Origin of the sequence: Streptomyces sp. SPB074 (genome assembly GCF_000154905.1) — a bacterium.
GTDB lineage: Bacteria > Actinomycetota > Actinomycetes > Streptomycetales > Streptomycetaceae > Streptomyces.
The window spans coordinates 38,095-59,864 of the sequence record NZ_GG770539.1 but is presented as its reverse complement, the minus strand read 5'-3'; the positions used below and the strand labels follow the sequence as shown (position 1 = coordinate 59,864).

At 68.8% G+C, this 21,770-nt stretch carries 18 protein-coding genes, 1 tRNA gene and 3 pseudogenes; 10 read left to right on the top strand and 12 right to left on the bottom strand.

Going from position 1 to position 21,770, the window contains the following annotated elements:
- Positions 1 to 178: 178 nt before the first annotated feature.
- Complete coding sequence (locus SSBG_RS00290) at positions 179 to 1,540, top strand: NAD(P)/FAD-dependent oxidoreductase (protein ID WP_008744246.1); 1,362 nt, start codon at positions 179 to 181, stop codon at positions 1,538 to 1,540.
- A 391-nt stretch (positions 1,541 to 1,931) separates the two neighbouring features.
- On the opposite strand, the pseudogene SSBG_RS00285 reads toward SSBG_RS00290, so the two are convergent.
- The 3 genes and pseudogenes from SSBG_RS00285 to sbnA all read right to left on the bottom strand — a co-directional run.
- A pseudogene (locus SSBG_RS00285) lies at positions 1,932 to 2,368 on the bottom strand (sensor histidine kinase); the annotation flags it as partial.
- Between the two features lie 596 nt (positions 2,369 to 2,964).
- Positions 2,965 to 3,942, bottom strand: a complete 978-nt coding sequence (gene sbnB, locus SSBG_RS00280; RefSeq protein ID WP_234010288.1) for a 2,3-diaminopropionate biosynthesis protein SbnB — start codon at positions 3,940 to 3,942, stop codon at positions 2,965 to 2,967.
- A gap of 17 nt (positions 3,943 to 3,959) precedes the next feature.
- On the bottom strand, positions 3,960 to 5,042 hold the full coding sequence (sbnA, locus tag SSBG_RS00275; protein ID WP_008744242.1) for a 2,3-diaminopropionate biosynthesis protein SbnA: 1,083 nt from the start codon (positions 5,040 to 5,042) through the stop codon (positions 3,960 to 3,962).
- 168 nt (positions 5,043 to 5,210) lie between these two features.
- Between sbnA and SSBG_RS00270 the strand changes: the two genes are divergently transcribed.
- Positions 5,211 to 5,654, top strand: a complete 444-nt coding sequence (locus SSBG_RS00270) for an FAS1-like dehydratase domain-containing protein (RefSeq protein ID WP_008744241.1) — start codon at positions 5,211 to 5,213, stop codon at positions 5,652 to 5,654.
- A gap of 81 nt (positions 5,655 to 5,735) precedes the next feature.
- On the opposite strand, the pseudogene SSBG_RS35925 reads toward SSBG_RS00270, so the two are convergent.
- Both SSBG_RS35925 and SSBG_RS00265 read right to left on the bottom strand, forming a co-directional pair.
- Positions 5,736 to 5,873, bottom strand: a pseudogene (locus tag SSBG_RS35925) (IS481 family transposase); the annotation flags it as partial.
- A gap of 21 nt (positions 5,874 to 5,894) precedes the next feature.
- Positions 5,895 to 6,497 (bottom strand): hypothetical protein, encoded by a 603-nt coding sequence (locus tag SSBG_RS00265; RefSeq protein ID WP_008744239.1) that lies wholly within the window; start codon positions 6,495 to 6,497, stop codon positions 5,895 to 5,897.
- Positions 6,498 to 6,650: 153 nt separating this feature from the next.
- On the opposite strand from SSBG_RS00265, the gene SSBG_RS00260 reads away from it, so the two are divergent.
- Genes SSBG_RS00260 through SSBG_RS00250 form a run of 3 tightly spaced genes read left to right on the top strand, consistent with a single transcriptional unit; the run spans position 6,651 to position 9,212 of the window.
- Positions 6,651 to 7,853, top strand: coding sequence for a sensor histidine kinase (locus tag SSBG_RS00260; protein ID WP_008744238.1), 1,203 nt, complete (start codon positions 6,651 to 6,653; stop codon positions 7,851 to 7,853).
- On the top strand, positions 7,850 to 8,500 hold the full coding sequence (locus tag SSBG_RS00255; protein WP_008744237.1) for a response regulator: 651 nt from the start codon (positions 7,850 to 7,852) through the stop codon (positions 8,498 to 8,500). The genes SSBG_RS00260 and SSBG_RS00255 overlap by 4 nt, the downstream gene beginning before the upstream one ends.
- Positions 8,501 to 8,516: 16 nt before the next feature.
- A complete protein-coding gene (locus SSBG_RS00250) occupies positions 8,517 to 9,212 on the top strand; it encodes an SDR family oxidoreductase (RefSeq protein WP_008744236.1) in 696 nt (231 codons plus the stop codon).
- 266 nt (positions 9,213 to 9,478) lie between these two features.
- Here SSBG_RS00250 and SSBG_RS00245 read toward each other — a convergent pair whose 3' ends face one another.
- Entirely contained in the window at positions 9,479 to 9,883 is a 405-nt protein-coding gene (locus SSBG_RS00245) for a hypothetical protein (RefSeq protein ID WP_008744235.1), read from the bottom strand.
- An 81-nt stretch (positions 9,884 to 9,964) separates the two neighbouring features.
- Here SSBG_RS00245 and SSBG_RS00235 point away from each other — a divergent pair.
- Positions 9,965 to 11,175, top strand: a protein-coding gene (locus tag SSBG_RS00235) for an IS3 family transposase (protein ID WP_086023026.1) whose coding sequence is annotated in 2 segments (ribosomal slippage) — positions 9,965 to 10,256 and positions 10,256 to 11,175 — 1,212 coding nt in all. Because the reading frame shifts where the segments join, the coding sequence is not laid out codon by codon here.
- Between the two features lie 19 nt (positions 11,176 to 11,194).
- Here the strand turns inward: SSBG_RS00235 and SSBG_RS00230 are convergent.
- Positions 11,195 to 12,028 (bottom strand): aldehyde dehydrogenase family protein, encoded by an 834-nt coding sequence (locus SSBG_RS00230; RefSeq protein ID WP_008744232.1) that lies wholly within the window; start codon positions 12,026 to 12,028, stop codon positions 11,195 to 11,197.
- 36 nt (positions 12,029 to 12,064) lie between these two features.
- Positions 12,065 to 13,555: a class I adenylate-forming enzyme family protein gene (locus SSBG_RS00225; protein ID WP_127178729.1), complete on the bottom strand. Its 1,491-nt coding sequence runs from the start codon at positions 13,553 to 13,555 to the stop codon at positions 12,065 to 12,067.
- A gap of 239 nt (positions 13,556 to 13,794) precedes the next feature.
- Between SSBG_RS00225 and SSBG_RS00220 the strand changes: the two genes are divergently transcribed.
- From SSBG_RS00220 to SSBG_RS00205, 3 genes are all read left to right on the top strand, one after another.
- Positions 13,795 to 14,793 (top strand): TauD/TfdA family dioxygenase, encoded by a 999-nt coding sequence (locus tag SSBG_RS00220; RefSeq protein WP_037870895.1) that lies wholly within the window; start codon positions 13,795 to 13,797, stop codon positions 14,791 to 14,793.
- A gap of 280 nt (positions 14,794 to 15,073) precedes the next feature.
- The gene (locus SSBG_RS35920; protein WP_078491185.1) at positions 15,074 to 15,748 is read left to right on the top strand and encodes a CHAT domain-containing protein; all 675 of its coding nucleotides are present in this window, start codon (positions 15,074 to 15,076) and stop codon (positions 15,746 to 15,748) included.
- Positions 15,749 to 15,995: 247 nt separating this feature from the next.
- Positions 15,996 to 16,804 (top strand): IS5 family transposase gene (locus SSBG_RS00205; RefSeq protein ID WP_106429290.1). Its coding sequence is split into 2 segments (ribosomal slippage): positions 15,996 to 16,344 and positions 16,344 to 16,804, totalling 810 coding nucleotides; the frame shifts between segments, so codons are not numbered across the junction.
- A gap of 260 nt (positions 16,805 to 17,064) precedes the next feature.
- Here the strand turns inward: SSBG_RS00205 and SSBG_RS00200 are convergent.
- The 4 genes and pseudogenes from SSBG_RS00200 to SSBG_RS00180 form a co-directional block, all read right to left on the bottom strand.
- Positions 17,065 to 17,143: transfer RNA gene (locus SSBG_RS00200), tRNA-Thr, on the bottom strand.
- Positions 17,144 to 17,199: 56 nt separating this feature from the next.
- Positions 17,200 to 17,820 carry an NAD(P)-dependent oxidoreductase gene (locus SSBG_RS00195; RefSeq protein ID WP_037868563.1) on the bottom strand — a complete coding sequence of 207 codons (621 nt, stop codon included), beginning with the start codon at positions 17,818 to 17,820 and terminating at the stop codon, positions 17,200 to 17,202.
- Positions 17,821 to 18,107: 287 nt separating this feature from the next.
- Positions 18,108 to 18,955: pseudogene (locus tag SSBG_RS30455) on the bottom strand (IS5 family transposase).
- A gap of 26 nt (positions 18,956 to 18,981) precedes the next feature.
- Positions 18,982 to 20,295: an ROK family transcriptional regulator gene (locus SSBG_RS00180; RefSeq protein ID WP_008744225.1), complete on the bottom strand. Its 1,314-nt coding sequence runs from the start codon at positions 20,293 to 20,295 to the stop codon at positions 18,982 to 18,984.
- 156 nt (positions 20,296 to 20,451) lie between these two features.
- Between SSBG_RS00180 and SSBG_RS00175 the strand changes: the two genes are divergently transcribed.
- Positions 20,452 to 21,765 carry an ABC transporter substrate-binding protein gene (locus SSBG_RS00175; RefSeq protein WP_008744224.1) on the top strand — a complete coding sequence of 438 codons (1,314 nt, stop codon included), beginning with the start codon at positions 20,452 to 20,454 and terminating at the stop codon, positions 21,763 to 21,765.
- Positions 21,766 to 21,770: the final 5 nt, after the last annotated feature.

Below are 21,770 nucleotides of genomic sequence, written 5' to 3'. Positions count from 1 at the left end.
CCGTCGCCGTACGCCGCCGCGCCCCCTTCCGCCGCGCTCGACAAGCGCGCCCCCGCCCCTTCGGCAAAGATGGTCCGTGACATACGCCGCTGAGCGGGCAGGCGAGCACCAGCCGTCCAGGACCGAGAGGCACCGGCCGGCCCGGAGACCGCACAGACCCCTGAGAAGGGACGCAATCGTGGCACGACCCAGGATTCTCGTAGTGGGCGCCGGCTTCGCCGGGGTGGAGTGCGTCCGCAGGCTCGAACGCCGCATCCCGCCGGGCCGGGCGGAGATCACGCTCGTCGCTCCGTACTCGTACCAGCTCTACCTGCCGCTGCTCCCGCAGGTCGCCTCCGGCGTCCTCACCCCGCAGTCCGTCGCCGTCTCGCTGCGCCGCAGCCGCAAACACCGCACCCGCATCCTGCCCGGCGGCGCGATCGGCGTGGACCCCGAGAAGAAGATCTGCGTCGTCCAGAAGGTCACGGGCGAGATCGTCGACGAACCCTACGACCACCTCGTCCTGACGCCCGGCAGCATCACCAGGACCTTCGACATCCCCGGGCTCACCGAGAACGCGCGCGGCATGAAGACGCTCGCCGAGGCCGCCTACATCCGCGACCACGTCATCGCGCAGCTCGACCTCGCCGACGCGAGCGAGGACGAGACGGAGCGCGCCTCGCGCCTCCAGTTCGTCGTCGTCGGCGGCGGCTACGCGGGCACCGAGACGGCCGCCTGCCTCCAGCGCCTCACCACGAGCGCGGTCAAGCACTACCCGCGGCTCGACCCCTCGCTCATCAAGTGGCACCTCATCGACATCGCCCCCAAGCTCATGCCCGAGCTGGGCGACGAACTGGGCAAGGCCGCGCTCGACGTCCTCAGCGAACGCGGCATCGAGGTCTCCCTCGGCGTCTCCATCGCCGAGGCGGGCCCCGAGAAGGTCACCTTCACCGACGGCCGCACCCTGCCCTGCCGCACCCTCATCTGGACGGCGGGCGTCGCGGCGAGCCCGCTCATGGCGACCCTGGAACGCGAGACGGTACGGGGCAGGCTCGCCGTCACCCCCGAGCTGACGGTCCCCGGGCTCGACGGCGTCTTCGCGCTCGGCGACGCCGCCGCCGTGCCCGACCTCACCAAGGGCGAGGGCGCCATCTGCCCGCCCACCGCGCAGCACGCCATGCGCCAGGGCCGTATCGCCGCCGACAACGTCCTCGCCACGATCCTGCACCAGCCGCTGCGTCCGTACGTCCACAAGGACCTCGGCCTGGTCGTGGACCTCGGCGGCCACGACGCCGTCTCGCGGCCCCTCGGCATCAACCTCAGCGGCGTCCCCGCCCAGGCCGTCGCACGCGGCTACCACTGGTCCGCGCTGCGCACGGGCGTCGCCAAGACCCGCGTCCTGACCAACTGGATGCTCAACGCCTGCGCGGGCGACGACTTCGTCCGCACCGGCTTCCAGGACCAGAAGGCGGGCACCCTCAAGGAGTTCGAGCACACGGACGCCTACCTCAGCCCGGACGAGATCCGCGCGCACACGGCGCCACTGCACGCCGTGCACTGAGCGGCCCCGGGGCGGTACGGGCACGCGTCCCGTGCGCGTACCGCCCCGGGCGGCGACGCGACCCCCGCACGCCGAGACCATCAGTGATCGTGTTGCGTAGTGCCTCGTCATGCTGTCCGGTGACGTTTATGCTGATCAGAGCACGTGCAGCAGGTTGACCTGTGCCACCCCGTGATGCACCGTCCAAAGGCGTCTGTCCACCGGCTGTCCACCGGCGGAGTTGCTGCAGGGCCGCCAGAGAGAGCCCCGAGCACACAAGCGCAGCTGTTCAGAGGATCAGCAGGACAACCAGGATGCTTTGTCGGTCTCATACAAACGCGGTTTGCCCAATGATCTGTCCCAGAGCGAACACATGTGTCCGTGCGGTCAAACATATGGAACGCCCACTCCAAAGGCCAGGCAGAGCATACCGTCGGCCGCCGCCCCGGCCGTCGTCCTCGACGAGCAGGATGTGGTGGCCGCCACGGCTGCGGACCGTGACGGCCGCCTGTGCGGCGCCGCTGTACTTGGCGATGTTCGTCAGGGCCTCGGCCACGACGAAGTAGACGGTCACCTCGACGAAGTGGCGCACCGTTCGGGCGCTTCGACGTCGGTCCGACAGGGCACCGCGCAGTTCGCGGCGGTCCGGAGAGCGCGCCGACCAGGCCCCGGTCAGACAGAACCGGGGGCAGGATGCTCCGCGAGACAGTGCACAGATCGGCCCAGTGCCTGTTCGGCTGCGGACTGGGCGCGTTCGAGGAGTTCGTCGGCGCTGGCCGGATCGCGGGCCACCATGCGGCGGGCGGCGCCGAGCAGAAAGGTGACCGTGACGAGTCGATGCCGGTAGCCTGAAGGCGTCCAGATCGATGTCGCACTCGTCGTTGCGCATCGCTCGGAGGTGTCCGTCGAATTCGCGAAGTCCGTCACGTATACCTGCCAAGCTGCAAACAGGGCCTGAGTGATGCGCGGCACGGATGACTGCGGCGGGGAACTTCGCGTCGTCGAAGGAGTACGGGCCGGGGATGGCCCACTTGTCGCTGATCAGGCCGCTGCGTGGTTCGCGCCGTCCGACCCGGTGAGCACCGAGCGCGAGGCGTCCGCGTTCTGGTTGAGGCGCTGCATCGGGCAAGCGACGGGTCGTTGGCAAAGAGGACCGACCCCGATCAACAATGGCGGCGACTACACGTTGAAGCGGATCCAGTACCCGTCAGGCCCCCTTCTGGCCGGCACGGCAGCCCGGCCCGGAGTGAACGGACCGGACCTCACCGACCGGCTCCGGCGCGACCCGCTCCCGCCGGTCGACCACACCGCACGAACCTCCGCAGCATGGCGGATGCACGTCCGCTTCGGTCGGTCGAGTCGAGAGAAGCGCGGTGTGCCACCGCCCCTACACGGAGGACGGTCCGCTCGTACACATGGGCCCCCCTTCCGCGAGCGACGGCGGGTCAGGCGGCCCCGCCCGGCAAGAAGCCCTCGACTCGGACTCCGACCTCCTCGGCATTCGCTCGATCACGAACCCACCGGGCGAGCACCAGGTCGAGGACACCGAGGCCGAACGGCGAGAACACCACCCGGCGCCCGGCCTCGCGGCGGAAGCCGGAGCCGCCGCGTAGCAGGGTGCCAATCTCGGCATGCACGAACTCTCGCCCGCCCGTTTCCAGCTCGGCCAGGTGCAGGGATGTGCGCTCACGGCAGACATGGTCGGCGTCATCGACCACGTTCTGCGCGTCCAGCACCGCTGCCACGGTCAAATCTCGCAACGAGACATGGAGCACGGCCGCCTCGGGCTGACAGGCGGACAGGTCCATGTGTGGCCTGCCCGCCGTGGTGGCCAGCGAGACCAGCGGGTGCGCGCCCAGCGCCGCGGCGGCGCTGTCGACCACTGCCACCGTCAGGCCAGGGACCACTTGGCGGGCCCGCTCGGCTAAGACCTTGGCCCTTTCGGTGTCCAGGTCGTACACCGTGGCGGTGCGCAGCGAGGGCAGCCGGGCAGTGGTAAAGCGCAGCACCTCCAAGTTGATGGGGCCCAGCCCTACCAGGGAGATACCGGTGGGCTCCGGCTCGGCGCACAGGAGCCCTGCGGCGAGTGCAGCGGAGGCGCCGGTGCGTTTGGCGGAGATCAGTGAGCTCTCGATGAACGCCTCTGGACGACCGTCGACCATGGAGTTCAGCACCATGCTCGCGCTGGCCCGTTCGATGCCGCGTGCCACGTTGCCGGGGAAGCTGGCGATCCACTTGATCCCGGCCACCGGTTCGGAGCCGCCCAGGTAGGCCGGCAGGCCGATGATGCGGTTGGCCGGTTCCTCCGGGAAGCGCAGGAAGACCGAGTGCGGGACCGCGCTGCGGCCCTCGCCATGCAACCGGTAGGCCCGCGCGATCAAGTCGAGGATGTCCTGCTCCCGCTCTTCGAGCAGCGCACGCACCTCGTTGTGGCCGACTATTAGCACTGAGCACTCGCTTTCCGCTGGTCAGGTTCGGGGATGGGGTTCGGGCCCTTCCACAAGTGGGAGACCTCACCGAAGTGGTGGCGAACCCACTGGTCGTCGTAGACCGTGTCGAGGTAGCGGTCGCCACCGTCAGGCAGGATCAGGACGCAGTTGGAACCGGGAGGGATCTCGGCGGCGATCCGCCCCAGAGCCGCGACCACCGCGCCGGAGGAGCCGCCGGCCAGCACCGCTTCGCGCTGAACCAGCCGACGGCAGCCCACCACGCAGTCCAGGTCGCTCACATGGACGACTCGGTGTGCGTCCTCGCGTCTGAGCAGCCTGGGGGGCACCGAGTTGCCGTGGCCGGGTATGAGCCGCTCGCAGGCCACGGTCGAGCCGAAGAGGACACTGCCGATAGCGTCCACCGCCACCACCTTGGTGGGCAGTTTTCTGCGGCGGATGTACTCAGCGCAACCGCCCAGTGTGCCGGTGGTGCCAGCGGAAACCACAAGGTAGTCGATCCGGCCGTCGAGGGCCGTGTCTATCTCCGCCATGGTGGTCAGATGCGCCTGAGGGTTGAGCGGGTTGGTGTACTGGTCGGGGCAGTAGGAATCTGGGGTTTCCTCGAGCAGCTGAGCCACCAGCCGGAGCCGCTGGGGCAGCAACTCTCCTGTGGCAGGGTCAGGTTCGGTGACGACCCGGACATCGGCCCCATAAGCCCGCAGGATTGCCAGGTTCTGCTGCGTGGTGCGGAAATCGACCACGCAGATGAAGCGCAAACCGAAGTAGCCGCAGATCTGTGCCAGTCCGATGGCCAGATTGCCGGAGCTGGACTCTATGACGGTCGACCGGCCCGGCACCAGTTGCCCGTCACGAAGGCGCGCCATCAGCATGCCGAGCGCCGAGCGGTCCTTGATGCTGCCGCCGGGGTTGAACCGTTCGACCTTGGCGAACACGTGTGAGGAGAATCCGGATATCAGCCGGTCCAGTTCGATGAGCGGGGTATTGCCCACCGTCGAGAGGATGCCCTTGAGCCCTGTGGACACGGCTCTCCCTTCATCGTCGGAGAGGCGTGGGCCCCCGATTCTCGATCTCATTCCGCCAGCAGTATCAGGAGTGTTGCTATCAGCGATCTATACGCGTGAGCCGGTGTGGTCAGCCGCCTCCACGTAGCTCCCGGCCCGTCCACGCCATGTAGAGACGATGTAGTTCTCTCCAGTCTGCTGGGGCGTCGTGGCCCTCGACCGAATCCGACTGGAGGACGCATGGCACTGGACGCCTCGCTGGCTGGCCGGGTCTACCCACCCGGCCCGGCGTACCCGGTGGAGCGGGAGAAGGTCCGCGCCTTCGCCCTGGCGGTGGGCGAGCGGCATCCCGCCTGCCACAGCCTCGAGGCAGCACGGGCGCTGGGTCACCCCGACCTCCTCGCCCCGCCGACGTTCCTGTGCGTGCCGATGCAACGCGCCTCCGACCAGGCGGTCTTCGACCCCGAGGTCGGGCTGGACTACGACCGAGTGGTCCACCGCGACCAGCGGTTCGTGCTGCGCCGCCCGGTGTTCGCCGGAGACCTCCTGCTTCTGACGGTCCACATCGACGCGGTGAAGCCACTCGGAGGCAGCGATGTCCTGGAGCTACGGGCGGAGGTGACCGCACAAAACCGGGCGGCAGTGGGGACGGTGTACATGTCCCTGGCCGCCCGGTCCCACTAGAGCTGTCCCACACCTCTTTCATGTTCAGGACACAAGACCAGCAAGGTGCACCTGTCAGTGGATCACCGCTACCGGCCCCTGTCCTCTCTCGTCGGCCAGGATCTCGGCGTAAGCCGGGCGGAAGTGGTCGTCCACGGCGGCGTGCACGTAGTCGTAGCCGATGCCCCGGCAACGGACGTCTTCGCTACCGCCTTGGCCAGCCAACCGCACATCAGAGTGGTCCCACTGGATCGGCAGACCTCAGCGCCCTCCTGAGTGCTCCCGGGGGAGCCGCTCAGCCGTCGCCGCGCGCCCCGCGGGCTCCTCGGTCGGCGCCTTCTTCGGCCAGAGCAGATAGGTGACCGCGATCACGCCATGGATCCCGACCGCGCGCAGCGCGACCAGCTGCCAGAGACGCAATGCATCAGCGGCGGACGTGCCGTTCCCCACATACCAGGTCGCCAGCTGCAGAAGGCCGGAGGCGACCGCCCCCGCAAGCAGCGTACGCAGCCACAGTTTGCCCTCGTGTCGGGCGCGCGGCATCCCGTACTTCGGTGGCTTGGCCGGCCGTGGCGCGCCACCGAAGCGATATGCGGCCCAACCGTCGAGCCTGCTGATCGTGTAGTGGCCATAGGCGACCGTGAAGCCGATGTAGATGGCCGCGAGGCCGTGCTCCCAGCTCGGCTTGGCACCATTACGAAGATCGACCGCGGTCGCGACCAGCAGGACGACCTCCAGGAGTGGTTCGCACAGCAGCATGACCACGCTGGTGCGCCGCAACTTGAGCAGATAGCGGGCGGCGAGCCCAGCGGCCAGCAGCACCCAGAAGCTGACCTCGCAGATGACGATCAGGGTGACGATCACGTCGAGCTCCTTCCGCTCACCTCGTCATCATGGCGTCCGCGCGTGTTCGGGACGTCGTCAGCGATAACGACCTTTGCCTGCATCCTTCGATGTATGTCCTGGTCCGCTGTGAGGAGGAGGCTCCCCCTGAGCACCCGGTGGTTGGATGGTGAAATGGCCACCCCTTGTTCACAACCTCATCGTGACGATCTGTCAATCGCCTTTGTCGGGCTGGCCGGTGGCCTGGTGCTGTGGTTGCTCGGACAGTATCCCCAGGCCGATCGGCCGCTGGACGGGGCGTGGGTACTGCTGCCGCTGACCGTGACCGCCGGGCTTGAGATGCTTCGGCGCGTCAGGCCGCAGACCGCCCTGCTGCTGGGCTTTCTCGCCCTGGTAGGGGACCAGTTCACCTCGGGCAGCCTGGCAACGGTGCTGATGTTCACCGACCTGGTGTACGCCGCCGTCCTCTACGGCAGCCGCTCTGCCGCCCAACGGATTCCGGTCATCGCCGGGCTGGTCACGGTCACCGCGACCGTGGGCTTCATCGCCTGGTACGGCCCCTCCGAGGCAGTGTTCATCGGCGTGGTCATCGGCCTGGTCACCCTCGTTCCGGCGGCCACGGGAGCCCTCGTCCGCAACCACCGGGAGGCTGCCGATTCCGCCAGGTTGCAGGCCAGGCAGAGCATCCGGCTGGCCGAGATGGACCGGGCGCAGGCGATCACCGCCGAGCGCACCCGGATGGCCCGTGAACTGCACGACATGGTCGCCAACCGGCTTACCGCGATCGCCCTCCACTCCACCGCCGCACTCTCGCTGGACGACCCGGGGAACGCCAAGAACGCACTCGCGGTCATCCGGGAGAACGGTGTCGAGGGCTTGTCGGAGATGCGTCGCCTTATCGGACTGCTCCGGGACCGCGGCAGCGAAGCGGATCCGGCGCCGGTGCCGACCCTGGACGGCCTGGGCGCGCTGGTCGCGCGCGCCCGCACGAACGGCCTGGACGTCACCGTGGACGACACCCGGCCGCCTGGTCCGGAACTGCCCTCGCCCGTCGACTTCGCCGCGTACCGAATCACCCAGGAGTCTCTGACCAACGCGCTCAAGCACGCCGCCCCGGGGCCGGTCATCGTTCACCTCGCCCAGCAGGACGACGTGCTCACCGTGCAGGTGAGCAGCCCCTTCGCCGACCACTCGGAGCAACCGGAGGTCCCCGGATCCGGTGCGGGCCTGATCGGGATGCGGGAACGTGTGGCCCTGCTGCACGGCTCGTTCCAGGCCGGCCCCCAGGTTACCCCCGACGGCAGATGCTGGCAGGTCTGCGCCTCACTCCCCATCGACCAGCCCGTTCTCTCCACCCCTGCGGAAGGAACACCGTGACCATCCGTGTCATCGTCGCCGAGGACCAGTCCGCCGTCCGCTCCGGACTCGTTCTGATCCTGCGCAGCGCGCCCGACATCGAGGTCGTGGGCGAGGCCGCCGACGGCGAACAAGCCGTGGCTCTGACCCGCCGGCTCCGGCCGGACCTGGTGTTGATGGACGTGCGGATGCCGCGGCTGGACGGAGTCTCGGCCACCCGGACCGTGGTCGCCGAACAGCTCGCCGACGTGCTGGTACTCACCACCTTCGACCTGGACGAGCACGTCTTCGGCGCGCTGCGCGCCGGCGCCTCCGGCTTCCTGCTGAAGGACATCGACGCCGACGGCCTGATCGACGCCGTGCGTACGGTCGCGGCCGGCAACGGCCTGATCGCGCCCACCATCGGCTGGCGTCTGATCGCCGAATACGCCTCCTCGCGGGCCTCCCGGGGCGACAGGCTCACCGACTCCGCGGCGCTGGAGACGCTCACTCCCCGGGAGCGCGAGGTGCTGTCCTGCCTCGGCTGGGGTCTGTCGAACGCCGAGATCTCGACCCGTCTACAGATGGCGGAGACCACGGTCAAGACCCATGTGAGCCGCCTGCTCAGCAAGCTGAACCTACGCAGCCGGGCCCAGGCCGCCGTGCTGGTACGGGAACTGGAGGGATGAACAGAATGAACGCTCTGTGTTCGCCACCGGAGGCAACCGTGGCATCGGGCTCGCTTCCGCGCGCGCCTTCACCGAACTCGGCGACCGGGTCGCGGTCACCTGCCATTCGAGCGAGCCACCGCAGACCCTCACCGACGCGGGCTGCCTGGCCATCCGCTGCGACATCACCGATCCCAACCATGTGGAGTCGGCCTACCAGCAGATCGAGGAGCGGCACGGCCCGGTCGAGGTCTTGGTAGCCAACGCGGGCATCACCTGGGACACGCTGTTGACGCGGATGTCCGAGGAGGACCTGTCCACCGTGCTCGACACCAATCTCACGGCTGTCTATCGTACGGTCCAGCGGGCCGCCCACGGGATGCTGCGAGCGGGAAAGGGGCGGATCGTCCTTGTCTCCTCGGTGGTCGCCCTCCAAGGCGCCGCCGGCCAGGCCAACTACGCCGCTGCCAAGGCCGCTCTGATCGGCCTGGTCCGTGAGCTGGGCTCGCGCAACATCACCTGCAACGTCATCGCACCGGGCTTGGTTGACACCGGCATGACCGACGCCCTCTCAGCCGGTCGGCGCACCGCCTTGCTCAGCCAGATCCCGCTCGCCCGCTCTGCCCATCCCGACGAGACCGCCGCCGCCATCCGGTTCCTCGCCTCTGACCAGGCCAGTTACATCACCGGCGCCATCATCCCGGTCGACGGCGGTTCCGGCCTGGGCCGCTGACCCAGCCATGGCAGGGCAGCCGACCGGTGGCACTACGGCTCAGCGGAACGGGCGAAGTCCGGTGCTCGACACGGACTGTGGCATCAGGCGGCTGAGCCCCCGTGGGCGTGGCCAGGCTGCTGACATCGGTCAGTCACGGTAGCGCGCTTCCTGCGGAACTCCTGCTGCACGAGGGGTTGATCCGGAGAGCGGCCCGGGCGCCCGGGCTGGAGCCGTCGTCCCGCGGGCCGACGGCTGGGCAGAGAACAGCGGCAGCACACGACACCTCAGCTTCGCCCGGTGCTCCCCCCGCCCGTTGCCGGTGTGTGGCATGTGTTCGCGAAGCTGGACACGGGCCTGGCCAGCTCGAACGGGAGTGCACGGACCGCCCGTTCGAGGCCAGGTGCAATGTCACCGATCCGGCTCGTCAGCACTTCGATCCGGGCCCGTTGACGGGGATCCGTGCGGGACACGACCTGGGACAGGTCCCCCACGGCGGCCAGCGCCAGCAGCGCGGCATCCGCAACTGGCACCCTGCTGGCTGGCCCGGTGTCGTGCAGGACCGTGGCGACCTGCCGGTGGACCGTGCCGCAGTCGGCCAGGTCCGTCAGAGTCACATGTCGTGCGGGGGCCACCAGCGCGCGGCAATCCTCGATCGTCAGCAGGCCCTGGGCCGCGAGGTGCTCTTCCACTGCCTGGAGGGTGGGCCCTGACCCTGGAGTTTGGACACCGGAGAGACTTGGATCTTGATGGTCCAGGAGAACGGAGTCCCTGTGGGGATGAAGCATTACCCCGCCGAGTTCAAGGCGGACGCGGTCGCGTTGTACCGGTCGCGTCCGGGAGCGACGATCAAGTCGGTCGCCGCCGATCTCGGAGTGAACACCGAGACGCTGCGGAACTGGATCCGGGCCGCCGACGGACGCCGCGCCGGTGCCCATTCCGCCCCCGCAACGGCACCGCAGCCTGCCGGTGACCCGGTTCAGGCGGAGCTGGCCGCCGCGCGCAAGAGGATCCGCGAGCTGGAGGAAGAACGCGACATCCTCCGCAAGGCGGCCCGGTATTTCGCGACGGAGACGCGCTGGTGAACCGCTGCCAGTTCGTTGAGGATCACCAGCGCCGATACGGCGTGAAGCGGCTCTGCGACATTCTCGGGATCGCCCGCTCGAGTTTCTATTACTGGCGTCGCACCGCCCCGGCTCGCATGGCCCGTCAGGCCGCTGACGACCGGCTCGCGGCCCGGATACGCAAGGCCCACAAGGAGTCCGACGGCACCTACGGAGTCCCGAGGATCACTGCCGAGCTCCGCGACGAGGGCGGCCAGGCGGTCAACCACAAGCGCGTTGCCAGGATCATGCGGACCATCGGCCTCGAAGGGGTCCGTCTGCGGCGCCGGCACCGCACCACCATCGCCGACCCGGCCACCGCGAAGGCCCCGGACCTGATCGGCCGCGACTTCACCGCGAAGGAGATCAACACCAAGTACGTCGGTGACATCACCTACTTGAGCGTCGGCGGCGGACGGTTCTGCTATCTCGCGACAGTGATCGACCTGTGCTCGCGCCGCCTGGCAGGCTGGGCGATCGCCGACCACATGCGCACCGAGCTCGTCATCGACGCCCTCGCCGCCGCGGAACGGACCCGCGGCAGTCTGAACGGGGCGATCATGCACACCGATCACGGAGCCCAGTACACCAGCGGGGCCTTCGCGGACGCCTGCCGCCGGGCCGGTGTCCTGCAGAGCATGAGCGCCGTCGGGTCCAGCGCGGACAACGCCGCCGCCGAATCGTTCAACGCCAGCTTTAAAAGGGAGACGTTGAAGGGCCGAAAGGGCTGGTCAAGCGAGCGCGAGGCACGACTCGACGCCTTCCACTGGCTGTCCCGCTACAACACCCGACGCCGTCATTCCCGGCTCGGCCAGCGAGCCCCGATCACCTACGAGATCACCGTCCACCCAACCTCAACTACCCTGGCCCGAGCCGCATAGACGTGTTCAAACTCCAGGGTCAAGGCCCCCCCTCGGTCAGGTCGGCCCGGCCGCCGACCAGGATGTAGACACGGTCGTCCACCAGGTGGGCGAGCGCTCCCTCGAAGGCGTCCAGGTAGTACATCGAACCGTAGTCGGCGGTCGGATCCTCGTGGCGGCCGTGCTTCAGCGATCGCACCCGGCGGCTGAGCAGGTTGAAGAACTGGGAGCTGACGGAGGTGTGGACGAAGTACACATCCGGGCCGAAGCAGTCCTGCCCGGAGTTCAGCATCCTGGCCCGCAGCGCGCCGTCCACTGCCTTGCCTACGTCGGCGTCTGGGCCAACCACGAACGGGTTAATGCCCTGGCCGAAGTAAAGGAACAGCTGGTCCTTGCGGAGCTGACCGCGGATCTTCTCGGCGTTCTCGAAGGCCCCGGTGAAGACCAGCACCTGTGATCCTGTCACGTCATTGCGAAGGAAGTCCCGCTGCCCGCTCTGGCGCAACACGATCGGCAGACCGTGCGCCTCGCCGAGCAGTTTGTGCAGCCGCTCGGTCTGGCTGCTGATCCGACCTGACGGCCGGAACACCAGGCGATCGCTGTAGAGACTGGGGATCAGCAGGTAGAGGATGTAACTGTAGAGCGGAATGTTCGAGGGCATGAGAACGGCCAGTTGCTCAAGCCGCGGCGGGCGGAACCTGGCCATCTCCTGCTCGGCACCCTCAAGGGTCGCGATGGAGACCTCGATCTCACCGACCGCGGTCCGGTAGTTACAGCTCTCGAAAAGTATCTGGAGAACTTCGTCACGGCGCGTCCGGAGCAGCTCCGCCACATTCCTCAGGATGGCCAGCCGATCGGCGAAGGGAAATCTCATATGGCGGCTCCGCCTTGGTTTCGGCGACGATCTGGTTCACTGCAGTTCTCCTTTCTTGGCGTCTCTCGCGACTGCGGATTCCGCCAGCCTCTGTAGTGACTGGCGATCGACTTTGCCCGTTCTGTTAATTGGGAATTCCGGAACAACCACCACGCGATTAGGCCGCTCGTGCTCCGCGATGTGTTCGGCCACTGCGGACCGCCAGTGCGCTGCGGACCGCTCGGCCCGGTCGGCGACGAAGAAGACCAGCTGTGCCCGGCTGTCCGACCCCTCGGGTACGACCGGGATCACCCGGACCAGAGCACCACAGGCACTTGCCCGGTCGGCGATGCCGTCCGGGTAGAGGGTGTGTCCGAGTCGGTGCACCGCAGCCCTGCGGCCCAGCACGGTGAGGTTGCCCTGGACGTCGATCTGCCCGATGTCGTCGGTGCGGTACTCGGCGTGCTCCATCGCGAGTACCGTGCCTCCCGGTCCGAGTAGGCCCGTCATGTAGTCGGGGGTGCGCACGACAATCTCGCCGACGGTGCCCGGGGCGACCGGCATGCCCGCCCCATCGACCACCCGCACGGCGATGCCCTGCAACGGACGGCCGCAGCCGATCGGTGTGGGCGGCACGGCCAGCGCGATGTTCCCGGCCTCGCTGCTGCCGTAGCCGTCCAGCAGCGGCCTGCCTATCCGGTCGGCGAAACGCTGCCGGGGCTCGCTTCCCAGCGGCTCCCCGCCCACGCACCACATCCGCACTGTGCTGAGCCAGTCTTCGCTGCCGCGGCCGCTCTCCAGCAAGTTCAGCAGCGTGTGGTAGGTCGCCGGGACCGCGTCGACCACGGTGACGCGGTGAGAGCGGATCGCGGCAAGTGCCGCATCGACGCGCTGGCTGCTGGTCTGCAACACCAGTGCGCAGCCCGTGTCCTGCCACAGCAGCAGCATCGACAGGCCGTACTGGTGCGTGAAGGGCAACAGCGGCAGCAGCACGTCGGTGGCTCGGTAGGCCATCCGGGCGCTGGTCCGTTCGGTGTTGGCCCGGACGGAGGCTCCCGAGCGGACAATGCCCTTGGGGGTGCCGGTGCTGCCCGAGCTCCACACGATCAGAGCGTCCTCGCGGGCGAACCAGCGCGAGAAGCGGGCCAGCCGGTCGCGGCCGAAGGACGACGCGGGGCCGCAGTCCGGCGCACGGTCGGCAATCGCCGCCCTTGCCAACGCGGTGGCACATAGGTCCTCGAGGGAAAGCTGGTCGATCTCGGTGCTGCCAGCTGGCAGCGGGGCATCGGTGACCAGTCGGCTGGCGTCGGCGCCGATGAGGAGTCGGGCCTGCTCGGCGGCCGGGGTACGGCGATCGACCAGAGCGATCGAGGTCCCCAGTTCCATCAGTGCGAAAAGGACCAGGACGAATTTCTCGGTATTGGCACCGGTCAGCATTACACGATCGTCCTGGGTGATTCCGTGCCGTCGCAGTTCCCGTACGACAGCGGTTATTGCACCGTCCAAAGCGGCCGACGAAAAGCGTCGGCCGTCCGTATTGATGAGCATCCCCACAGGACCCCCGGGAGCCGACTCCGATTACTTTCGGATGTGAGCCTACGGGGCGAACTACACGTGATCTATATTCGCATCTATATCCGCTCCACGCCTCGGTAAGCCAACCTTGCCCAGGACATATAGGTCGAATATAGCTGCCTGCCCAGACTGCTGCTCCAGTGGTCGTTTATTTTTCGGTTGCCGGCCGCTGCCCAGTCCCACCGGAAATCCATCGGACCGAAGGCGTGTTCATGACCCAGATCGACACGGTGGCCGCCGCGCCGCCGGCCGCGTTCGTGCTGACCGAGGCGGAGTACCGGCAGACCAGTGAGATCGCCGACCGGCTCGCACGGGCCGAGCCGGGCCGCACCGACGACCAGCAGTGGCTGGCCGCCGTCCGCGACGCGTCTGTCGAGCTGCCGACCAGACTGCTCGTCGAGCTTCGACGGTTCCGCCGTGACGCAGGCCCCGACGCGGTGCTGCTGATCCGCAACCTACCGGTGTCGCCGGCCTATGGCAGCCGCGAGCTGCCCCGCACACCGACCCAGCCCGGCTCGGTCGAGCGGATCGCCACCACGGCCGCCGCGATAATCACTGCCGCGATGCTCCAGCTCGGCGAGGTGGTCGCGTTCCGCAACGAGAAGACCGGCGCGCTGGTGCAGAACGTGGTGCCGGTGCCGGGCCAGGAGACCCTGCAGAGCAACGCTGGCTCCGTCCTGCTCGAAATGCACAACGAGAACGCATTCCACCCCAACCGACCAGACTACGTAGGGTTGTTGTGCGTCCGTGAGGACCCGACCGGACAGGCCCGGCTGTGCACCGCCTCGGTGCGGCGTGCCCTGCCGCTGCTCTCGGCGCAGGCCCGGCAGGTCCTGTCCGGGGAGCGGTTCCTCACCGAGGCGCCCCCCTCATTCGAAGCCCTGGAGAGCGTGGTGCCGGCCCACGCGGTGCTGCAAGGCGCCGGGGAGGACCCGGACATTCTGGTGGATTTCTCGGCCACACACCCACTGGACGATGAGGCCCGCGTGGCCATGGCCGAACTGCGCGACGCACTGGTTCAGGTGAGCTCGGCCCTGGCACTGAGGGCCGGTGACCTGGCGATCGTGGACAACCGGCTCGCCGTGCACGGCCGAACGCCGTTCACCCCCCGCTACGACGGCACGGACCGGTGGCTGCATCGGGTCTACGCCTCGCTGGACCACCGCCGCTCGCGGCCGGTGCGCCGGGACGGCGGCAGCGTGCTTGGTTGATCCGCCGCGAGGGCGATTGAAGAGTCTCAGTCGGTGGAACGTCACCGGATACAACGGGCATCGCCGCCCGCGACAATCACTCGGTTCGACGCCCTCCGTCATGTGCGTCCTGTGGGAACTGCGCCTCGCCTCCTCGACCGCTATTCAGTTGGGGTGTCCCGGTGACCAGCCAGGACCAACCCCGCTCGATCTGGTGACAGTGGCGGTCCCCGTCGGCCAGCACGCCCAGCACCGCGGGTGGAGCAAGTCGCGGTAATCGGCCTGGTCGAAGGCGACGGCGATGACCTCGGCGGGATCCTTGGCCACCGAACAAAAGAACCACTTGATGCGCACCTTCGGACCGCGCCGAGCCTCGCACTCGCCGCTGCGTCAGGGACTGCGGTCGAGTGCGGGCGGAGCGGAGCCTCCTGCGCGCCGTAGACGCAGGCCAGGGCGGCCATCCCTTGTGGAACGGCTTGACCAAGCCGGCCTGGCCTTCCTGTCCGCTTGCGGCACCGCCCAGAACCGCCTCCTGCCGGACGAGTCCCTGAACCTCCTGTCGGCCTTCCAGCTCGCCAGCTTCAGCCACCTGGTGGGCAGCCTCTGGCCGGTGACCGACCAGGCCAATAACCGCCTGGTGAAAGCCTTCTACGAGCACCTGACGGGACAACAGGACGCGAGCGTCGCCGAGTCCCTCCATCACGCCGTGTCCCAGTTGCGCGAGCGAGAGCCCGAACGGCCCTCGCTGTGGGCGCCCCTGAGGCACCGCCGGCGCCCTCGTCGATCACCGAGTCTGCGACCCTGTGGCCAGGCTGGCGAAGCCGATCGCGACCGCCTTGGCGCGCGACGCACGCCGCCGCCAGCCCGTCGCCACGCTGCCCGGGCAAGGTCATGGGCTGGTTCGCTGGCCGAGCACATGCGTGCCGACTTGGTCGTGGACGCAGTCCAGGCCGCCGTGGACACCCGCTGTCGATAGTGACGTGCGCGGGGTGATCTTTCACTCGGACCGCGGCACCTCGCGCACGCTCAGGCGGTGCGAACTATATGGGGGAGCGCTGTTGGGTGTCGGTTGCGGTTGGAGCCGCCACTCTTGTCGGAGACCTACGAGAGCGACGGACCACGGATAGCGCTGCCGCGCTGTGCCACGACGAGCCAAAGGGCCAGCCAACCTGGTCGGAATCTAAGAAGCCATCTCATTTGGGTGACTCGGTAGTCTATGAGTCATGGTGGGGCTTGTTGAGCGGCTGGTGCCGGACGAATTGTGGCAGTTGTTCCAGCGGGTGGTGCCTGAGGCGCCGTCGCGGCCGCAGGGTGGTGGTCGGCGTCGGCACGGTGACCGGGAAGTGCTGGCCGCGATCGTCTTCGTGGCCACGTCGGGTTGTACCTGGCAGCAGCTGCCTTCGGCGTCGTTCGGCCCGTCCGGAGCGACTGCCCACCGGCGGTTCTCGGAGTGGTCGAAGGCCAGGGTGTGGGCCAAGCTCCACCGCCTGGTCCTCGACGAGCTCGGTACGCGCGGGGAGCTGGACTGGTCGCGGTGCGCGATCGACTCGGTGAACATGCGGGCCTTGAAAAGGGGGACCTGACAGGTCCGAATCCTGTCGACCGGGGCAAGTACGGGTCGAAGATCCACCTGATCACCGAGCGGACCGGTCTGCCCATATCCGTCGCAATCTCCGGTGCCAACGTCCACGACAGCCAAGCCCTTATCCCGCTCGTGAAGGGCATACCGCCTATCAGCTCCCGCCGGGGCCCCCGTCGACGCCGACCCGGAAAGCTCCACGCCGACAAGGGATACGACTACCGCCACCTGCGGCAATGGCTGTCCGGACGCGGAATCCGGCATCGCATCGCCCGCAAAGGCGTCGAGACCTCGCAGCGACTCGGCCGACACCGCTGGACCATCGAACGCACCATGTCCTGGCTCGCCGGCTGCCGACGACTCCACCGACGCTACGAACGCAAAGCCGACCACTTCCTCGCCTTCACCAGCATCGCCTGCACCCTCATCTGCTACCGCAGACTCACCAAATGAGATGACTTCTAAGCGGGACTGCACCCCCACTGCACGGCTGTCCACCGTTTGTCCACCGGAGACCCCGGATACGAGGCGAAACCAGCCGCTCCGAAAAATAAAAGACCAGTTCAGAGGCTTGGAGCTCGATTCTCGTCACAGAAACCAAACCTCTAGCCTACGCATTACGATGCACAGACCACAGGTGCCCGATTCGCCCGAATCCCAAGGCCAACGAAGGAGAGAAACCCCAGGTCAAAGGCCTGGCCTGGGGTTCACCATGGAGCCGCCTTCGGGATTCGAACCCGAGACCTACGCATTACGAGTGCGCCGGTTCAGCCGCATCGCGCGCACGGCGGCGGGGGAGTGGCACGGGGGAAACGCCCCGCCGCTCCGGGCGGGCGGGCCGGGGTCCGTCAGGGGTAGAGGTCCCGCCGGTACGTGGACGGGTCCTCCAGCGCGTCGAGCAGGACATGGGCCAGGTCCGCGTACGTCGTGCGCGGGGCACGCGCGTGGTGCGGCGTGAACGGGGCCCTGCGGTGCCCGTGCGCCGGGCCCTCCACGAGGATCACCGGGCGCACGATCGTCCAGTCGAGACCGCTCGCCGCGATGATCGCGTCCTGCTCCTCGCGCTGCCGGATCACGGGACGCGCGGTCGCCCGGTACAGCGCCGAGACGGTCCGGTTGAGCGGCCCCGCCGTGTGCGGGCCGTACGCCGCCTCCGAGAGCACCAGGAGCCGCGGCACCCGCACCGTGCGCATCGCGTCCACGACGGTGCGCGTCCCGCGCGAGTACAGGGGCACGTTGCGCCGCCCGCCGCGCAGCGCGAAGGCGATGACGGCGGCGTCCGCCCCCGCCAGCGCCGCGCGCACCTCTCCCTCGTCGAAGGGCTCGCCGCGCACGACGCGCGCGGCGGGCGCGCCCGCGAGGCGTTCGGGGTCGCGCACGACGGCGGCGCACTCGTGCCCCGCGCGCGCGGCGGCGTGCAGGAAGGCGCGACCGGCGCGACCGGAGGCACCGAAGACGGTGATCCGCATGAGGACACCGCGCCTTTCCGGGCGGAGAGGACAGGGGAACAGTACGAACGTGGCGCGCCCGCGCCCCGGGCGCAAGTCACGTGACCCGTCCGTACCGTCCCGCACCGCGCGGATGCGCCGCCCGGGCCATGACACACCGGCCCGCACACCCGGACGGGTCACGGGCGCCCGTCGCCCGTCGTGTCGTCGCTCCTGCCCCGCCCCACGCCGGAGCGGCCCTCCGGCGGGACCCCGCCCCGGAGCCCCGCCGCCTCCGCCGCGGGCCGCCTAGCGCCTGTCGTCAAATGTCACGCCCACATCAGGAGTGAGGCGAGGGCAACCGCCGCTTCGTAGGATTGCGCGGTCTTGTCGTACCGAGTGGCGATGCCCCGCCATTGCTTCAGGCGGTTGAAGCACCGTTCCACGACGTTGCGGTGCTTGTATGCCTCGCGGTCGAAGGCCGGCGGGCGGCCTCCTCGGCTGCCTCGCCGGGCCCGGTTGGCTATCTGGTCGGCTCGCTCGGGAATCGTGTGCGGGATCCCGCGGCGGCGGAGCCAGGCGCGGATCGCCTTCGAGCTGTAGCCCTTGTCGCCCAGGACATGATCGGGCCGGGCCCGAGGCCGTCCCGGTCCGAGGCGGGGCACCCGGATCGCCTCCATGACCGTGGTGAACCGGGTGCAGTCGTTGGTGTCGCCACCCGTGACGACGAAGGAGAGCGGGCGGCCCCGCCCGTCGCAGGCCAGGTGGATCTTGCTGGTCAGCCCGCCTCGGGACCGGCCGAGGGCCGGGTCGCGGAGCCCCCTTTTCGGGCTCCGGCCGCGTGCTGGTGAGCGCGGACGACCGTGGAGTCCACCGACACCAGCCACTCGATGTCGCCTGCCGCATCCGCTTTCGCCTGGGCGGCTCGCAGCATCCGCTCGAACGTGCCGTCCATCGCCCACCTGCGAAAACGCGTGTGGAGCGTGGCCCATGGCCCGTAACGCTCGGGCACGTCCCGCCAGGCCGTCCCGGTCCGGAACTTCCACACGATCCCGTTCAGCACCCTGCGATCGTCCAGCCGCTTCCGTCCCCGCGACGACTCGGGCAGCAACGGCCGGACAAACTCCCACTCGGCATCGGACAGTTCATGACGACGTATCACGGCACCATGATCCATCAGTGGCGATCATTTGAAGACACCCCCTAGTGACCGCCCAGCACGTGGGCGGCCGGCCGCCGGTCGGTCACCGCCTCGGCGACGTCCTCCTCGCGCAGCGGCGCCTCCCTGCGCCCGCCGTTGGCGAAGAAATCGGCCAGCACGAGCGTCGCCGCGCCCACCGTCACCGCGTCCGCCCCCAGCAGCCCGAGACCGATCGAGACCTTCCCGGCCGGGCGCCGCAGGGCGAAGCTGTCGGCGTGGCGGCGCACCGAGTGCAGGATGTGCGGGCCGAGCTGGAGCCCCGCCCAGCCGCCGATCAGGACCTGCTCGGGACTGAACAGGTTGATGAGGTCGGAGAGTCCCGCCCCCAGGTACTCGGCGGTCTCCTCCAGCACCGCGACGGCCACCGGATCGGGCCCGCCCGCCCTCCCTGGGTCCGCCGCGGCGAGCAGCGCCGTGACGCCCTCCTCCTCGCCGGCCCCCTCGGGCAGTGTGCCGCCCACCTCGCGCCAGCGCTCCAGCAGCGCCTCGGCCCCCGCGTACGCCTCCAGACAGCCCCGCGCCCCGCAACGACAGCGCCTGCCGCGGACGTTGACCGTCAGATGGCCCCACTCGCTCGGGCTGCCGTGCATCCCGCCCTGGATCGCGCCCCGCGTCACTATGCACGCGCCGACACCCGAACCGAAGAGCACGATGACGACGTCCTCGCTGCCCCGGCCGCCGCCGAACCACAACTCGGCCTGCCCCAGGGCCTTCGCGCCGTTGTTGACGAAGAACCCCACCTCGGCGGGGAGCCCCGTCGCGGTGCGCAGCAGCGTCTCCAGCGGGACCGCGTCCCAGCCGATCGTCTGCCCGTACACGAGCGCGCTCGCGCCCTCGGGGCGCTCCACGATGCCCGGCACGCCGACGCCCACCCCGAGCAGCCGGTCGGCGGGCACCCCCGCCTCCGCGAGCACCGCGGCGATCCCCTCGGCGACCGCGCGCACGATGAGGTCCACGTCGTAGCCGACACCCGTCAGGCTCGTCTCGGTGCGGGAGAGTTCGGACATCGCCAGGTCGAAGAGCTCGGTGCGCACCTTCGTCTCGCCGATGTCGACCCCCACGAGGTACCCGGCGCCGGCCGCGACACGCAGCAGCGTACGCGGTCTCCCGCCGTCCGACTCCACGACGCCCGCCTCCTCCAGGAGCCCGTCCGCCGTCAGCTCCGTGACGACGTTGCTGATGGAACCCGAACTCAAGCCGGTCGCGGGGAGCAGTGCCTGACGGCTCATCGGGCCGTCGAAATACAACCGTTGCAAAACGGCTGCGCGGTTGCCTCTTCGCAGGTCACGCACGGTTCGTCTGTGCCGTTGCACCATCTTGCCCCTTCCCGGACCGCAACATACCCCCGCCGCAGCCCTTGACGCGACCTTCTCTCAGGTTTTAACTCACGTCCTAAATTAAGTCGTGAGGCCGTTCAGGGACTGAACGCCTTCACTCCTCCTTGGCCACCCCCCGGAAAGGGGCATACCGACATGCGCAGACTGCGAGCCGCTGCCGCTGCCAGTCTCGTCACGACCCTCGCGCTCACCGCCACCGCCTGCGGCGGCGGGAGCGACAGCGGGGGGAGTGACAACTCCTCGCCCAAGACCCTCACGTACTGGGCCTCCAACCAGGGGGCGAGCGTGGCGGTGGACAAGAAGGTCCTGACCAAGGAACTCGCCAAGTTCACCAAGCAGACCGGTGTCAAGGTCAAGCTGGAGGTCATCCCCTGGTCCGACCTCCTCAACCGCATCCTCACCGCCACCACCTCCGGTGAGGGCCCCGACGTCCTCAACATAGGCAACACCTGGTCGGCCTCGCTCCAGGCCACCGGTGCCCTCATGGACTGGGACGACGCCGCGTTCAAGGCGATCGGCGGGCGCGACCGCTTCGTGGACTCCGCCGTGGGTTCCACGGGCGCCGAGGGCAAGGACCCGGCCGCGGTCCCGCTGTACTCGCTCTCGTACGCGCTCTACTACAACAAGAAGCTCTTCGCCGACGCCGGGATCGCCAAGCCCCCGGTCACCTGGGACGAGTTCGTCGCCGACGGCAAGAAGCTCACCAAGGGCAACAACTGGGGCACGGCGCTGGACGGCAGCAACCTGTCCAACAACATCCACCAGGCGTTCGTCCTCGCCAAGCAGCACGGCTCCGACTTCTTCGACGCCGAGGGCAAGCCCACCTTCACCTCGGACGGCGCGGTCGCCGCCGTCAAGCAGTACGTGGACTGGATGGCGAAGGACAAGATCGCCGCCCCCGGCAACGCCGAGTACAACCAGAACCAGACCCTCAACGACTTCGCCAGCGGCAAGGTCGGGATGGTCCTGTGGCAGGCCGCCGACTCCACCTTCAAGGCGCGCGGCATGAGCGCCGACGACTACGGCGTCGCGCCCGTCCCGGTCCAGTCCGGCACCCCGGGCACCGGCAAGCAGACCAACTCCATGGTCGCCGGCATCAACATGGCCGTCTTCAAGAACACGAAGAACAAGGACGGCGCCCTCAAGTTCGTCAAGTTCATGACGAGCAAGGAGGAGTCCACGCTCCTCAACAAGACCTGGGGCTCCGTCCCGCCGGTCAAGGACGCCCAGGAGGACCCGGCGTTCAGCCAGGGCGGCGCCGCCGCCATCAAGGACACCCTGCTCAAGAGCGCCACCGCGCTCCCGCAGGTGCCCAACGAGGCGCAGTTCGAGACGGCGGTCGGTACCGCCATCAAGGACCTGTGGGCCGACGCGGCGGGCAAGAAGGAGATCAGCACCGCCGACGTGAAGGCCGCCCTGACCAAGGCCGAGCAGCAGATGCCGAAGTGAGCAAC

Bases quoted from the DNA above. Each gene is read 5' to 3' on its own strand.
- SSBG_RS35920 (WP_078491185.1), top strand. From the start codon at position 15,074: ATGACCTCGGCGGGATCCTTGGCCACCGAACAAAAGAACCACTTGATG.
- SSBG_RS00260 (WP_008744238.1), top strand. From the start codon at position 6,651: ATGGCCACCCCTTGTTCACAACCTCATCGTGACGATCTGTCAATCGCC.
- SSBG_RS00195 (WP_037868563.1), bottom strand. From the start codon at position 17,820: ATGCGGATCACCGTCTTCGGTGCCTCCGGTCGCGCCGGTCGCGCCTTC.
- SSBG_RS00230 (WP_008744232.1), bottom strand. From the start codon at position 12,028: ATGAGATTTCCCTTCGCCGATCGGCTGGCCATCCTGAGGAATGTGGCG.
- sbnA (WP_008744242.1), bottom strand. From the start codon at position 5,042: ATGAGATCGAGAATCGGGGGCCCACGCCTCTCCGACGATGAAGGGAGA.
- SSBG_RS00180 (WP_008744225.1), bottom strand. From the start codon at position 20,295: ATGGTGCAACGGCACAGACGAACCGTGCGTGACCTGCGAAGAGGCAAC.
- SSBG_RS00175 (WP_008744224.1), top strand. From the start codon at position 20,452: ATGCGCAGACTGCGAGCCGCTGCCGCTGCCAGTCTCGTCACGACCCTC.
- SSBG_RS00220 (WP_037870895.1), top strand. From the start codon at position 13,795: ATGACCCAGATCGACACGGTGGCCGCCGCGCCGCCGGCCGCGTTCGTG.
- SSBG_RS00270 (WP_008744241.1), top strand. From the start codon at position 5,211: ATGGCACTGGACGCCTCGCTGGCTGGCCGGGTCTACCCACCCGGCCCG.
- SSBG_RS00225 (WP_127178729.1), bottom strand. From the start codon at position 13,555: ATGCTCATCAATACGGACGGCCGACGCTTTTCGTCGGCCGCTTTGGAC.